Source organism: Streptacidiphilus neutrinimicus (genome assembly GCF_000787815.1).
GTDB lineage: Bacteria > Actinomycetota > Actinomycetes > Streptomycetales > Streptomycetaceae > Streptacidiphilus > Streptacidiphilus neutrinimicus.
This window is the reverse complement of record NZ_BBPO01000001.1, coordinates 133,604-148,436: the sequence shown is the minus strand read 5'-3', so window position 1 is coordinate 148,436 and position 14,833 is coordinate 133,604. Positions and strand designations below refer to the sequence as shown.

Genomic DNA, 14,833 nt, shown 5'->3' with positions numbered 1-14,833 from the left:
CGTCGCCGACCGGTCGCGGATTACTTGATCAGCGAGCGCAGCACGTACTGCAGGATGCCGCCGTTGCGGTAGTAGTCCGCCTCGCCGGGGGTGTCGATCCGGACCTTGGCGTCGAAGGAGACGCCGGAGTCCGTGGTGACCTTGACCGTCTTCGGGGTGTGGCCCTCGTTCAGCTCGGTCACGCCCGCGAAGGAGAAGGTCTCCTCGCCGGTGAGGCCGAGGGAGTCGGCCGTGTGGCCCTCCGGGAACTGCAGCGGCAGGACGCCCATGCCGATCAGGTTCGAGCGGTGGATGCGCTCGTAGGACTCGGCGATGACGGCCTTGACGCCGAGCAGCGCGGTGCCCTTGGCCGCCCAGTCGCGGGACGAGCCGGAGCCGTACTCCTTGCCGGCCAGGACGACCAGCGGGGTGCCGGCGGCCTGGTAGTTCTGCGAGGCGTCGTAGATGAACGACACCGGGCCGTCGGCCTGGGTGAAGTCGCGGGTGTAGCCGCCCTCGGTGCCCGGCGCGATCTGGTTGCGCAGGCGGATGTTGGCGAAGGTGCCGCGGATCATGACCTCGTGGTTGCCACGGCGCGAGCCGTAGGAGTTGAAGTCACGCTTCTCGACGCCGTTGGCCTTGAGGTACTCGGCCGCCGGGGTGCCGTCCTTGATGTTGCCGGCCGGGGAGATGTGGTCGGTGGTGACCGAGTCGCCCAGCTTGGCCAGGACGCGGGCGCCGGAGATGTCGGTGACCGGAGCCGGCTCGTGCGCCATGCCCTCGAAGTACGGGGGCTTGCGGACGTAGGTGGACTCGGCGTCCCACTCGAAGGTGTTGCCGGTCGGCACCTGAAGAGACTGCCAGCGGTGGTCGCCCGCGAAGACGTCCGCGTAGTCCTTGGTGAACATGTCCTGGTCGATCGAGGTCGCGATGACGTCGGCGACCTCCTGCTCGGTCGGCCAGATGTCGTGCAGGTAGACCGGGTTGCCCTCGGCGTCGGCGCCCAGCGCGTCACGGGTGATGTCGACGTTCATGTTGCCCGCGATGGCGTAGGCGACCACCAGCGGCGGCGAGGCCAGGTAGTTCATCTTGACGTCGGGGTTGATCCGGCCCTCGAAGTTGCGGTTGCCGGAGAGCACCGAGACGACGGCCAGGTCGTGGTCGTTGACGGCCTTGGAGACCTCCTCGGGCAGCGGGCCCGAGTTGCCGATGCAGGTGACGCAGCCGTAGCCGACCAGGTTGAAGCCCAGCTTCTCCATGTAGGGGAGGAGGCCGGCCTTCTCGTAGTAGTCCATGACGACCTTGGAGCCCGGCGCCAGCGTGGTCTTGACCCACGGCTTGACGGTCAGGCCCTTCTCCACGGCCTTCTTGGCCAGCAGAGCGGCGCCCAGCATGACCGAGGGGTTGGAGGTGTTGGTACAGGAGGTGATCGAGGCGATCACGACCGCGCCGTTGTCGATCTCGTAGGTCGAGCCGTCGGGGGCGGTGACCGGGGACGGGTTGTGGATGCCGTTGGCGGCGGCCGGTGCGTCGGAGGCCGGGAAGGACTCCTCTCCCGCCTCGTCCGAGGTGGAGATGTAGTCACGCACGGCGGTGCGGAACTTGGAGGCGGCCTCGGCCAGGATCACGCGGTCCTGCGGGCGCTTCGGGCCGGCGATCGACGGCACGACGGTGGCCAGGTCCAGCTCCAGGTACTCGGAGTAGACCGGCTCCTGCGCCGGGTTGTGCCACAGGCCCTGCTCCTTGGCGTAGGCCTCGACGAGCGCCAGCTGCTGCTCGCTGCGGCCGGTCAGGCGCAGGTAGTTGATGGTCTCGCCGTCGATCGGGAAGATCGCGCAGGTCGAGCCGAACTCCGGCGACATGTTGCCGAGCGTGGCGCGGTTGGCCAGCGGCACGGAGCCGACGCCGTCACCGTAGAACTCCACGAACTTGCCGACGACGCCGTGCTTGCGCAGCATCTCGGTGATGGTGAGCACCAGGTCGGTGGCGGTGGCGCCGTCCGGCAGCGCGCCGGTGAGCTTGAAGCCGACCACGCGCGGGATCAGCATGGAGACCGGCTGGCCGAGCATCGCGGCCTCGGCCTCGATGCCGCCGACGCCCCAGCCCAGCACGCCCAGGCCGTTGACCATGGTGGTGTGCGAGTCGGTGCCGACGCAGGTGTCGGGGTAGGCCTGGCCGTTGCGGACCATGACCGTGCGGGCCAGGTACTCGATGTTGACCTGGTGCACGATGCCGGTGCCCGGCGGGACGACCTTGAACTCGTCGAACGCGGTCTGGCCCCAGCGCAGGAACTGGTAGCGCTCCTTGTTGCGGCCGTACTCGATCTCGACGTTCTGGGTGAACGCGTCCTTGGTGCCGAACTTGTCGGCGATGACCGAGTGGTCGATGACCATCTCGGCCGGGGCCAGCGGGTTGATCCGGGACGGGTCGCCGCCGAGCTCCTTGACGGCCTCACGCATGGTGGCGAGGTCGACGACACAGGGCACGCCGGTGAAGTCCTGCATGATCACGCGGGCGGGGGTGAACTGGATCTCCTCGGAGGGCTCCGCGTTCGGGTCCCAGCCGCCGAGCGCCCGGATGTGGTCGGCGGTGATGTTCGCGCCGTCCTCCGTGCGGAGCAGGTTCTCCAGCAGGATCTTCAGGCTGTAGGGAAGGCAGGCGGCGCCCTCGACCTTGTCGAGCTTGAAGATCTCGTACGACTCGTCGCCCACCTGCAGCGTGCTGCGGGCGTCGAAGCTGTTCGCGGACACGACTTCTCCCTGTGTTCTGGGTCTTCCGGGCGCGCTGCTCACGCGATCCAAGTCGAGTGTAGCGGCAGATATCTTGATGTCGAGATACCACCCTAGTACACGTCGGTGAATCGCGCGAAACCGGGTGGCGGGGTCAGCCGACGAGAACCGGCTGGTCGGCGGCGTCCGCCGCAGCGTCGGCGACGCCCTCGGGGGCGTGCGCGCCGCGCTTGGGCAGAGCGGCCATCAGGACCGTGACCACGGCCAGCGCACCGACCATCCAGAACATGGCGTGGCCGAACGAGCGGACCACCGTCGAGCCGGTGAAGGCGAGCGAGACCAGCGCCAGGCCGAAAGCGTTGCCGAGCTGGTTGGTGGTGTTGATCAGCCCGGACGCCGAGCCGGCGTGCTGCCTCGGGACCTCGGACAGAACCGCGTCCGTCAACGGGGAGAAGATCATGCCCATCCCGGCGCCCATGACCAGCAGCGGCAGCGCCATCTGCCAGGAGTGGACGCCCTGGCCGTAGCGGTAGGCCTCGCCGATGTAGATCAGCGCGCCCGCGGCGGTCGTCAGCGCGCCGAGCTGGAGCACCCGGCGGCTGCCGAGGCGGGGCACCAGCAGCTGGACCGACATCCCGGCGGCGGCGGAGCAGGCGACGGTGAACGGAAGGCCCGTCAGGCCGGCGTGCAGCGGGGTCCAGCCGAGGCCGATCTGCATGTAGAGCGTCCAGACCAGGAAGAAGATGCCGCAGCCCGCACCGAAGATCAGCTGGACGCCGATGCCGGCGGCGAAGCTGCGCGCCTTGAACAGGCCCAGCTCGACCAGCGGGGAGCCGTCCTTCGCACCCTTGAAGCGCTCGTACCGGACGAAGCCGCCGAGCGTCGCGAGACCGGCCGCCATCAGCGCCCAGCCCCACACCGGCCAGCCGTTCTCCCGGCCCTGGACCAGCGGGTACATCACCATCAGCAGACCGGCGGTGGCCAGCGCGACCCCGATCAGGTCCAGCCGCAGCGCGTGCGGCGCCTTCGACTCGTCGATGAAGCGGCGGCCGAGGAGCAGGCCCGCGATGCCGAAGGGCAGGTTGATCAGGAAGATCGGCCGCCACTCGAGACCGAACAGGTTCCACGTCGTCAGCACCGCGCCGAGCAGCGGGCCGGTGACGGCGGCGAGACCGATGATCGCGCCGAACATCCCGAAGACCTTGCCGCGCTCCTCGCCGCTGAAGGTCGCGTGGATGATCGAGAGCACCTGCGGCACCATCAGCGCGGCGGTCGCGCCCTGCAGCATGCGGGTGGCGACCAGCATCTCCGGGTTGGCCGCCAGTCCGCACAGGAGCGAGGCGGCGGTGAATCCTGCGGTGCCGATGAGGAAGACGCGCTTGCGGCCGTAGATGTCCCCGAGGCGACCGCCGGTGATCAGACCGACCGCGAAGGCGAGCGCGTAACCGGCGGTGATCCACTGGATCGCGCTGAAGCCCGCGCCCGTGTCGCGTTGGATGCTCGGGATGGCGATATTGACGATCGTCGCGTCCACCAGGTCCATGAAACTGGCCGTCATCACGACGGCGAGGGCGATCCACCGCCTGCGATCCGTGGTGCTCATCTGTCCTTCTCCCCTGCCGCTCTCTCGTTGACAGGAGCCACGCTATGCGGCATATAGGACAGGTCTTGTCCTAGTGGTCGCGGACTCTGGAAAACATGATGGACACCTCGGCACGACTGTTGAATCTGCTCTCCTTGCTGCAGACCCCGCGGGAGTGGTCGGGCACGGAGCTCGCCGACCGGCTCGAGGTCAGCACCCGCACCATCCGCCGCGACGTCGACCGCCTGCGGGACCTCGGCTACCCGGTCGAGGCCACCATGGGCTCCATCGGCGGCTACCGCCTCGTCGCAGGCCGCGCGCTGCCGCCGCTGCTGCTCGACGACGAGGAGGCCGTCGCCATCGCCGTCGGCCTGCGCGCGGCCGCGGGCAGCGCGGTCGACGGCATCGAGGACGCGTCCCTGCGCGCGCTGACCAAGCTGGAGCAGGTCCTGCCCTCACGCCTGCGCTACCGCGTCGGCGCGCTGGGCTCCGCCGTGGTCACGATGACGGGCGGCGGACCGCGCGTGGAACCGGCCGTGCTGACGGTGGTCGCGGGCGCGATCACCAACCACGAACGCGTCCGCTTCTCCTACCGCGCCGCGGACGGAGCGGAGACGCGACGCCACGTCGAACCGCAGCGCCTGGTGGCGACCGGCCGCCGCTGGTACCTGGTCGCCTGGGACCTGGACCGCGACGACTGGCGGCTGTTCCGCGTGGACCGCCTCGTCACCCCGACGGCCACCGGTGCCCGGTCGACCGCCCGCGACCTGCCCGCCGCGGACGCGGCGGCCTTCGTCCAGGACAAGCTGCGCCGGATGTGGCCGTCGTCCCCGGCGGTCGTGGACTTCGACGCGGACCCGGACCTGCTCAGGTCCAAACTGGGCCAGGCCCCGGGCGAGGTCTCCCCTTTGCCGGACGGCCGCGCCCGCTGGCGGGTCGACGCGGACCGCCTCGACTGGATGGCGGTCCGGCTGCTGATGCTCGACCTGCCCTTCACCGTCCAGTCGCCCCCGGCCCTGGTCGACCAGCTGCGCACCCTGGGCGAGCGGGCCAAGAACGCCACGGGGTGACCTCGATGCATGGCGGCGCCGGCCGGCCTCAGTCGCCCAGCGTCGCGACCATGACGGCCTTGATGGTGTGGAGGCGGTTCTCCGCCTGGTCGAAGACGATCGAGTGCTTCGACTCGAAGAGCTCGTCCGTGCACTCGAGTTCGGTCATGCCCGTGGCCGCGTGCATCTGGCGGCCGACCTCGGTGCCGAGGTCGTGGAAGGCCGGGAGGCAGTGGAGGAACTTGACGTCCGGGTTGCCGGTCGCGCGGGCGGTGTCCATGGAGACCTGGTACGGGGCGAGGAGCGCGATGCGCTCCGTCCAGACCTCCTTGGGCTCGCCCATGGAGACCCAGACGTCGGTGTAGAGGAAGTCCGCGCCCGCGACGCCGGCCGCCACGTCGTCGGTGAGGGTGATGCGGGCGCCGCTCCCCGCCGCGAGGCGGCGGGCCTCGGACTGGACCTCGTCGGCCGGCCAGAGCGCCTTCGGCGCGACGATGCGGATGTCCATGCCGAGCAGGGCGCCGGTGACCAGGAGGGAGTTGCCCATGTTGTTGCGCGCGTCGCCGAGGTAGGCGAGGGAGACCTCGCCCAGCGGCTTGGCGCTGTGCTCCTGGACGGTGAGGACGTCCGCCAGCATCTGCGTGGGGTGCCACTCGTCGGTGAGGCCGTTCCAGACCGGGACGCCGGCGTGCTGCGCAAGCTCCTCGACGATCGCCTGGCCGTGGCCCCGGTACTCGATCGCGTCGAACATCCGGCCCAGCACCCGGGCGCTGTCCTTGACGGACTCCTTGCTGCCGAGGTGGGAACCGGACGGGTCCAGGTAGACGGTGTGCGCGCCCTGGTCCGCCGCGGCGACCTCGAAGGCGCAGCGGGTGCGGGTGGAGCCCTTCTCGAAGACCAGGGCGATGTTCCTGCCGCGCAGGCGCGGCTGCTCCGTCCCCGCGTACTTGGCCGCCTTGAGCCGGGCCGAGAGGTCGACCAGGAAGCGGAACTCCTGGGCGGTGAAGTCCGACTCCTTGAGGAAGTGCCGGTTGCGCAGATTGAAGGCCATGCCGGGCTCCTGGCAGACGTGGGCGGACGGGGACGCCACGGGGATCGGTGACGACTGACGCCCAGCATATACGTGCATAGGAGTGGATGGTTATGCAGTGCCGAGCGTAAGCTTCATCTCCAGCTCCATGGTCTCCGGGTCGAGGTCGTACGGCTGGGTGTGGCCGGTCGGCAGGAAGCCGCGACGCCGGTAGAAGCGGATGGCGCGCACGTTGCGCTCGTGCACCTCCAGGTACAGCGCCGGAGCCGCCGCCTCGTCCCTGGCCCAGGCGATGCAGGTGTCCAGCAGTGCGTCGGTCAAGCCGACCTCCGGGCCCCGGTGGGCCGGGTCCACCCAGACGCCCACCAGCCATGCCCGTTCCGGGGCCTGCCCCGGGTCCGCGGCCGGAACGTAGGCGTTCATCACGCCGACCCACTCCCCGGTCTCCTCCAGGACGGCGGCATAGCCGGTGTTCCCGGGCTGGGTGCTGCGCGCGGCACGGAACCGCCAGAGGTCCTCGCCGTGGTCGAGCACGGTCTGGTGGGACTCCAGGTACGCCATGGGCGTGTCCTTGGTCATCCGCAGGCGGATGTCGCGGACACGCTGCCAGTCCTCGGGCTGGACGCGGTGGATGCGGTAGGTCATGAGCTGTTCCCTGCTGCTTTCCGATTTTCCGATGGGCCAGGCCCCCGGAGCGTGGGGAAATCCTCCCGCAGCGGCGGACCCCACGCCCCGGGGACTGCCACTACAGACGGGGGTCGACCGGTTCCGACTCCAGGGCCAGGACCGCGAAGACCGCCTCGTGCACGCGCCACAGCGGCTCGCCCGCCGCCAGGCGGTCCAGCGCCTCGATCCCGAGCGCGTACTCGCGCAGCGCGAGCGACCGCTTGTGGCCGAGGGCACGGGACCGCAGACGGGTCAGGTGCTCCGGGCGCGTGTAGTCGGGACCGTAGATGATCCGCAGGTACTCGCGGCCGCGGACCTTCACCCCCGGCTGGACCAGGCGTCCGCCGCCGGCCTCCGAGCGGACCAGCGCGGCCACCGGCTTGACGACCATGCCCTCGCCGCCGCGCGCGGTCAGCTCCTCCCACCAGGCCGCGCCGGACGCGCAGGAGTCCGGGTCCTCGGTGTCGACGACGAGTCGCCTGGTCGGACGCAGCAGCGGCGATGCGTCCGCGTCGACGAGGCGGTCGATCCAGGCGAGGTGCTGGTCGTGCGGGCGCACGGCCAGGTTCGCGCCCTCGGCGGCGAGCAGCTGGAACGGTGCGAGGCGCACCGAGTCCAGCCCCTCGACCGTCCAGCAGTAGCGCCGGTACGCCTCGGTGAACGCGGCGGCGTCCGCCGCGCGCGCCGCCTGGCGCTCGGACAGCTCGGCGACGTCCAGGCCGTCGACCCCGCGCCGGGACGCCGCCGCGAGCGCGGCCCGCGCCGCGCCCAGCGCCGCGCCGGACGCGGCGCCGACCGCCGCGTACTGACGGCGCAGCAGGCTCTCGGCCTTCAGCGACCACGGCAGCAGCTCGGTGTCGAGCAGCAGCCAGTCGCTGTCCAGCTCCGCGAAGAGCCCGGCGGACTCCGCCGCGGCACGCAGCCGGTCCAGCACCGCGCGCGTCACCGCGCCGTGCCCGTCCGGGACGCCGGGCACGGTGAGGTGGTCGAGGAAGGCCCGGCCAGTGCGGGTCCAGATCTGGCCGCCCGTCGGCACACCGAAGCGCTTCTCGCCCGCCGTGCCTTCCGCGTCGCGGCAGACCAGGACGACCGCGCGCGAGCCCATGTGCTTCTCCTCGCACACGACCTGGCGCACGCCGTCCGCCCGGTAGGCGGCGAAGGCCTCGTCCGGGTGCTCGAGGTAGCCCTCGCGCTGCGAGGTGCCCACCGGGGCCATGGTCGGCGGCAGGTAGGCGAGCAGGCGCGGGTCGATCGCGAACCGGCTCATCACCTCCAGTGCGGCCGCGGCGTTCTCCTCCCGGACGGCGACCCGGCCGTGGTGGCGGGTCTCCACAATGCGCTTGCCCGCGACGTCCGTCAGCGCGAGCGGGCGGCCCTCCCGGGCGCCGGGCGCGTCGCTGATCAGCGGCCGGACGGGCTCGTACCAGACCTGCTCGGCGTCGACCTCGACGAGCTCCCGCTCCGGGTAGCGCAACGCGGTCATCCGGCCGCCGAAGACGCAGCCGGTGTCCAGGCAGATGGTGTTGTTGAGGAAGCTCGCGGTCGGCGTCGGGGTGTGGCCGTAGACGACCAGCGCCTGACCGCGGTACTCCTCCGCCCACGGGTAGCGCACGGGCAGGCCGTACTCGTCGGTCTCGCCGGTGGTGTCCCCGTAGAGGGCGTGCGAGCGCACCCGGCCGCTGGTGCGGCCGTGGTACTTCTCCGGCAGACCGGCGTGGCAGACCACCAGCCGGCCGTCGTCCAGCAGGTAGTGGCTGACCAGGCCGTCGATGAACGCGCGCACCTGCGCCACGAACTCCGGCGGCTCGGCGGCCAGCTGGTCCAGCGACTCCTTGAGGCCGTGGCTGACCGTCACCTTGCGGCCCGCCAGCGCGCGGCCGAGCTTGTTCTCGTGGTTGCCCGGCACGCACAGCGCGTGCCCGGCCGCGACCATGCCCATCACCAGGCGCAGAACGCCCGGGGTGTCCGGGCCGCGGTCGACCAGGTCGCCGACGAAGACGGCGGTGCGGCCGTCCGGGTGCGCGGCGTCGACCGCGCGGCCCTCGGCGTCGCGGGTCACCGCGTAGCCGAGCCTGCCGAGCAGGGTGACCAGCTCGGACCGGCAGCCGTGGATGTCGCCGATGACGTCGAAGGGCCCGGTCAGGTGCCGGAGGTCGTTGTAGCGCTTCTCGTAGACCACCTCGGCGGCGTCGACCTCCGCCTCGGTGCGCAGCACGTGAACCTTGCGGAAGCCCTCACGCTCCAGGTGGCGCAGCGATCGGCGCAGCTCGCTCTGCTGACGCTGCAGCACCCGCGGCGGGAAGTGCGCGCGGTCCGGCTTGCGGGAGTTGCGCTCCGCGCAAAGCTGCGGCGGCAGGTCCAGCACGATGGCGACGGGCAGCACGTCGTGCTCGCGGGCCAGCTCGACGAGCTTGCGGCGCGACTCCTGCTGCACGTTGGTCGCGTCGACGACGGTGACGCGACCGGCCGCCAGGCGCTTGCCGGCGATGTAGTGGAGCAGGTCGAAGGCGTCGCCGGTGGCCGCCTGGTCGTTGGGGTCGTCGGCGACCAGGCCGCGGCAGGCGTCGGAGGAGACGACCTGCGTCGGCAGGAAGTGCCGGGCGGCGAAGCTGGACTTGCCGGAGCCGGTGGTGCCGACGAGCACGACCAGGGAGAGATCGGGGACCGCGAGTTCGCGCCGGAGCGCCCCCTCGGTTCCGGTCGCGGCGGATTCGGTCGCAGTGGTGTCGGTCATCGGGTCACGCTCCCTTCGGGGCGGTGGTCTCATCGGTGCGGGTGAAGGCGGCGAGCTGGGTCGGCGGCCCTACCTCCGGGTCCTCGTCGCCGACCGGACCGAAGTCGACGGAGTAGCCGTAGGTCTCGGCGGTCCGCTCCGCCCAGGCGCGGAACTGGGCCCGGTCCCACTCGAAGCGGTGGTCGCCGTGCCGGACGTGACCGGCGGGCAGCGACTCCCAGCGCACGTTGTACTCGACGTTGGGCGTGGTAACCACGACCGCGCCGGGTCGGGCCGCGCCGAAGACCGCGTACTCCAGCGCGGGCAGCCGCTCCTCGTCGAGGTGCTCGATCACCTCGGACAGCACGGCGGCGTCGTAGCCGGTCAGGCGCGCGTCGGTGTAGGTCAGCGCGCCCTGGACCAGCCTGACCCGGGCGGCCTGGCGCTCGTTCATCCGGTCCAGGCGTAGCCGGCGCGCGGCGATCGCGAGGGCGCGGGCGGAGACCTCGACGCCGACGATCTCGGTGAAGGCGCGGTCCTTGAGCAGCTCGGCCACGAGCGCGGCCTCGCCGCAGCCCAGGTCGAGCACGCGCTTGGCCCCGGCGGCGCGCAGCCGCTCGATGATGGCGGCGCGACGGCGGACGGCCAGCGGGGTCGGCGCCGGCTCGGCCGTTTCGGCGCCGGGCGCCTGTCCGTCCGCGGCGGTCGGCTCCGCGCCCTCCTCCGGGACGGCGTTGTCGAGCTCCTCCGGCTCGCGGTCGTCCGCCTCCGCCAGCCGCGCCAGCTCCAGCCGCTCGTTGGCGGCGCGCGCCAGGGAGGAGCGGCGGGAGAAGTACCGACGGACGATCAGCTGTCGCTCGGGGTGCTCGGCCAGCCAGCCCTCGCCACGGGCGAGCAGCTTGTCGACCTCGTCCGGGGCGACCCAGTAGTGCTTGGCGTCGTCCAGGACCGGCAGCAGCACGTAGAGCTGGCTGAGCGCCTCGGCCAGCCGCAGCGTGCCGGTCAGGCGCAGCGCGACGTAGCGGGACTCGCCCCACTCCGGGAAGGTCGCGTCCAGCGGCAGCGGCTCGGCCTCGACCAGCCAGCCCAGCGGCTCGAACAGGCGGCGCACCAGGTCCGCGCCGCCCTTGGCCGGGACGGCGGGCAGTTCGATCGTCAGCGGCTGCGGCGCGGCGGCCAGCTCGGGCCGGTTCTTGCAGTCGCCCTTCATGGCGCTCTTGAAGACGGCGCTCATGGCGACCGCGAGCAGCGAGGAGGCCGCGTACGGGCGGTCGTTGACGTACTGGGCGAGCGCGAAGTCCGGAGAACCGCCGCGTCCCTTCGCGCCGCGGCCCCGGCGGACCAGGGCGATCGGGTCGACCTCCAGCAGCAACGCGGCCGTGCAGCGCTCGGCGGTCGCCTCCGGGTAGAAGACGTGCGCGAGGCCGTGGGCCGTGCTGAAGGACTGGGCCCTCTCCGGGTGCTTGTGCAGGAGAAAGCCCAGGTCGGTGGCGGGACGCCGGTCGGTGCCGGTGGTGCTGATCGTCAGGAACACAGGGACGAGTATGACCAAGTGTTCGACTTTCGCCCACGGACTTTTGCCCTGGCCGGAGCCTGGGCGAATTCCCGTGGAACGGATCGGACCCCAGATCTTCTGCCCGGGCATCCGGATACGTATCGTGCCGACATGACGCCCTTCTCGCCCTGGCTGCGACTGGAACAGGTCACGGCAGCGAACGTCGATGCGGCCTGTGCTCTGCTGGTCCGCCCGGAACAGAACGGCTTCGTCGCCCCGGTGGTGAAGTCGCTCGCCGACGCGTACGCCCACGGGTCCCATGCGTGGCCGCGGCTTGTCTTCGACCGGGATCAACTGGTCGGCTTCGTAATGGGCAGTTTCGATCCGCGCAGCCCCGTCGAGGCGTTCCGCTGCGGGATCTGGCGGCTGAACATCGCCGCCGAGCACCAGGGGCGCGGTTACGGCCGGTTCGCCGTCGCCGCGATCTGCGCCGAGGCCCGCAGTCGCGGCGAGCGCCAGGTCAGCGTGCTGTGGTTGCCGGGCCGGCACGGCCCGGAGTGGTTCTATCTGAACCTCGGCTTCCGCCCGACCGGCGAGGTGATCTACGGCCAGGTGGCCGCCGAACTCCGGCTGGCCTGAGACCTGGTCGGTGGCGGGTCGCTGTCGGCGCCCACGACCCGCCACCTGATGGTTCAGCGGGCCTGCGTCAGCCCGACATCGCGCAGCCGCCGGCCGCGTTGCTCCAGGTCGGCTGCATGGCGAAGTCGCCGGTGGGCAGCGAGATCGTGCCCAGGTTCTGCCAGGCGCAGAGGTCGCCGTTTTCCTCGCCGTCGGAGGCGACCCAGCCGCTGGAGGGCTGCGGGTCCGTCAGCGACTCGGCGTACTCGTGGCCGCCGACGATGCTGAAGCCGTCCAGCTGGTTCGCCACCGAGTTCGCGCCGCAGCTCGAACCGGCGTCGAGGACGTAGGGCATGTTCGTGTAGGAGACCGTGCCGTCGTAGTCGTGCCAGGCGCAGAAGCCGCTGTTGGGGAAGCCGTCGGGCGAGGTGCCGCTCGGGCTCATCACGACGATCTGCACGTCCGGACCGGAGACGCCGAAGTGGGAGGCGGCGGCGTCGGCCTCGGCGGCGATGTCGGCCTGCTGGGCGTTGGCCGGGGCGGGGGCGGAGTCGTCCACCCACGTGCCGCCGAGCACCGGACCGCCGAACGACGGGCCCTGGCCGCTGTTGTCGGTGTACTGCGAGGTGACGGTGGACCAGCTGTCCGAGGACGTGCCGAGACCGTTGAAGAGGTTGCTCTGGTACTGCTCCACGCCATTGCTGTCACTGTCCCACTGGTTACCCCAGAAGACCAGGTAGACGCTCACCTGGTGCTGGACAGGCCCGCCGTTGTAGATCAGCGTGCTGTCGGCGGGAGCCCGGCCCACCTGCCTGCGCACGGCGTCACCGCGCGCGCCGCGCATCGGGATCACCCCGTGCCGGCCGTGGATCTCCACCCGGTAGACGTGCCCGTGGGAGCGGACCAGGCGGACGTTGCCCGCCTGCGGGGCGGCGGCCTGCGGGGCGGCGGCCTGTGGGGCGGCGGGCCGTGCGGCCGCGACACCGGAGGGGGCGCCGGCGAAGAGGGCGGCTAAGGCGATGCCGCACCCGGCGGCGATGGACGCGGTGGCGCCCCGTCGTATCCGGAACATCCTCGTACCTCCTGATTGGGGAAGGAAGTCCTGACGAGTCCACATCACACACCCCGCCATGGGGTGACAACAAGAGGCCCGAAGGTAAGGACTGAGCGAGAGCTGTGAGTCAGCGGCAAGAAAGCTGAGTGCCGCTCATTTCTCTTGTGCAACATCCGACATGAGTGGCACTCAGCCCCGCGAGCGCAGGCGGCGCAGCATCCGGGCGTCGTCGAAACCCACATCTCGTGCCGCCGCCTCGACGGTGGCACCGTGGCTGATCAGGTGCTCCGCCCGCTCGAGCCGCAGCGCCTGCTGGTAGCGCAGCGGCGTCAGCCCCCCGGTGGCCCGGGTGAAGGCACGGGTCAGCGTGCGTTCGCTGACCCCGCCCGCCGCGGCCAGCCGCGCCAGCGGCAACGCCTCCGCGAACCGGGCGTCGATCAGGTCCTGCACCCGGTGGACGCTGTCGTCCAGATGCGAACGGTGCCGCAACATCGCGCTCGCCTGTGGCTCGTGGCCGTTGCGCCGGGCGTAGACCACCATGTCCCGCGCCACCTGCGCGGCCGCGGCCGGCCCGTGCCGTCCGGCGACCAGGTGCAGCGCCAGGTCGATCCCCGACGCGATGCCCGCCGAGGTCACCACCCGGTCGTCGGTGGTGAACAGCACGTCCCGCACCACGTGGGCCCGCGGATGACGGCGTGCCAGCTCGTCCTGCAGATCGTGGTGGGTGGTGCAGCGCCGCCCGTCGAGCAGGCCGGCGGCGCCGAGCGCCTGCGCCCCGGCGCAGACGCTGGCGACGGTACCCCCCGCCGCGTGGTGTGCCCGCAGCGCCTCCAGCGAGGCCTCCCCGAGGGGCAGCGGCAGTTCGGCGTCCGGCTGGTCCGGAACGTGCCAGCCCGGCACCACCAGCAGGTCGTCCACCCCGAGCTCAGGCCACTCGGTCCCGGCCTGGAGCGGGAGGCCCTGTGCGCTGAGCACGGACTCCCGCTCCGCGACGTAGCAGAGCTCGTAGGGGTGCCCGAAGGTCGCCGCGGTCCCGAAGACCTGGGCCGGCCCGGCCAGGTCCAGCAGATGGACCCCGGGGGCCAGGAGGAAGGCGATGCGACACGTCACCGGCACATCATCGCCCGACCTCCGCGCCCGCCGCCGTCGCCCTCCCCCGCCGGCCGACGGCGACCCACCCGGCCCGGGCCCACCCGGCCGATGTCCACCCGGCCGAGGCTCACCCGGCCCGGGATCAAGCGGCCGAGGCCCGCCGGGGTGCGGCTCATCCGGCCGCGGCGACCAGCTCGTCGACGGTGGTGATCTCCGCGAAGCGGCCTCGCAGCACCGCCTCGGTGCGCTCGACGATGGCGGCGACGCTCAGCGCACCGATCGGGTTCGTGGTGGTGGCGTCGGTGACGAAGGTGCAGCGGTAGCCGAGGTCACTGCCCACGCGCGTGGTGGTCTCCACGCACTGCTCGGTGCGGATGCCGCAGAGGACCAGCTCGGTCACGCCCCGCTCGGTCAGCTGCTGCTGCAGGTTGGTGGTCGTGAACGCGTTGTGACTGGTCTTGCGGACGGTGATCTCGCCGTCGAGCGGCTGGTCCAGCTCCTCCAGCAGCCGGACGTGGCCACTGGCCGGGTCGAATTCGGTCCCGGTGCCCGGCTCCTCGTGGAGGACCCAGACGACGGTGTCGCCCTGCCGACGGGCCAGCCGGACCAGTCGGTTGACCGGCTCGGCGATCTTGGGGTTGTCGATGCCGGCCCAGCCCTCGGGGCCCTCGGCGCGGGCGCGGAACGATTCCTGGACATCGATGACGATCAGTGCGCGACTCATGAGACCTAGTCTGGCCTGGCATGACGCGCGCGGATAAGGCCGCATCGGGTCGAGCGCCGGAACGATCCGGTCAGCACCCGCGGGGGCCGCCGCAGAGCGGAC

The 14,833-nt window shown here is 71.6% G+C and carries 11 protein-coding genes; 2 read left to right on the top strand and 9 right to left on the bottom strand.

The features are described 5' to 3' along the window. Nucleotides 1-20: 20 nt before the first annotated feature. Nucleotides 21-2,729 (bottom strand): aconitate hydratase AcnA, encoded by a 2,709-nt coding sequence (acnA, locus tag TR48_RS00630; protein ID WP_042363757.1) that lies wholly within the window; start codon nt 2,727-2,729, stop codon nt 21-23. 133 nt (nt 2,730-2,862) lie between these two features. Further along, entirely contained in the window at nt 2,863-4,311 is a 1,449-nt protein-coding gene (locus TR48_RS00625) for an MFS transporter (RefSeq protein ID WP_042363756.1), read from the bottom strand. 95 nt (nt 4,312-4,406) lie between these two features. Between TR48_RS00625 and TR48_RS00620 the strand changes: the two genes are divergently transcribed. Then, the gene (locus TR48_RS00620) at nt 4,407-5,360 is read left to right on the top strand and encodes a helix-turn-helix transcriptional regulator (protein ID WP_042363755.1); all 954 of its coding nucleotides are present in this window, start codon (nt 4,407-4,409) and stop codon (nt 5,358-5,360) included. 28 nt (nt 5,361-5,388) lie between these two features. Here TR48_RS00620 and argF read toward each other — a convergent pair whose 3' ends face one another. The 4 genes from argF to TR48_RS00600 form a co-directional block, all read right to left on the bottom strand. After that, entirely contained in the window at nt 5,389-6,390 is a 1,002-nt protein-coding gene (gene argF, locus TR48_RS00615) for an ornithine carbamoyltransferase (RefSeq protein ID WP_042363754.1), read from the bottom strand. 90 nt (nt 6,391-6,480) lie between these two features. Next, nucleotides 6,481-7,014: a GNAT family N-acetyltransferase gene (locus tag TR48_RS00610; RefSeq protein ID WP_042363753.1), complete on the bottom strand. Its 534-nt coding sequence runs from the start codon at nt 7,012-7,014 to the stop codon at nt 6,481-6,483. 100 nt (nt 7,015-7,114) lie between these two features. Continuing rightward, a complete protein-coding gene (locus tag TR48_RS00605) occupies nt 7,115-9,769 on the bottom strand; it encodes a polynucleotide kinase-phosphatase (RefSeq protein WP_042363752.1) in 2,655 nt (884 codons plus the stop codon). A gap of 4 nt (nt 9,770-9,773) precedes the next feature. Beyond that, nucleotides 9,774-11,282 (bottom strand): 3' terminal RNA ribose 2'-O-methyltransferase Hen1, encoded by a 1,509-nt coding sequence (locus TR48_RS00600; protein ID WP_042363751.1) that lies wholly within the window; start codon nt 11,280-11,282, stop codon nt 9,774-9,776. A 132-nt stretch (nt 11,283-11,414) separates the two neighbouring features. Here TR48_RS00600 and TR48_RS00595 point away from each other — a divergent pair, with 132 nt between their 5' ends. Continuing rightward, entirely contained in the window at nt 11,415-11,882 is a 468-nt protein-coding gene (locus TR48_RS00595; protein ID WP_042363750.1) for a GNAT family N-acetyltransferase, read from the top strand. Nucleotides 11,883-11,949: 67 nt separating this feature from the next. Here the strand turns inward: TR48_RS00595 and TR48_RS38500 are convergent, their stop codons facing one another. The 3 genes from TR48_RS38500 to TR48_RS00580 form a co-directional block, all read right to left on the bottom strand. Further along, a complete protein-coding gene (locus TR48_RS38500; protein ID WP_052442303.1) occupies nt 11,950-12,933 on the bottom strand; it encodes a hypothetical protein in 984 nt (327 codons plus the stop codon). Between the two features lie 171 nt (nt 12,934-13,104). After that, complete coding sequence (locus tag TR48_RS00585) at nt 13,105-14,025, bottom strand: GlxA family transcriptional regulator (RefSeq protein WP_042363912.1); 921 nt, start codon at nt 14,023-14,025, stop codon at nt 13,105-13,107. 154 nt (nt 14,026-14,179) lie between these two features. Beyond that, nucleotides 14,180-14,731 (bottom strand): cysteine hydrolase family protein, encoded by a 552-nt coding sequence (locus TR48_RS00580; protein WP_042363749.1) that lies wholly within the window; start codon nt 14,729-14,731, stop codon nt 14,180-14,182. Nucleotides 14,732-14,833: the final 102 nt, after the last annotated feature.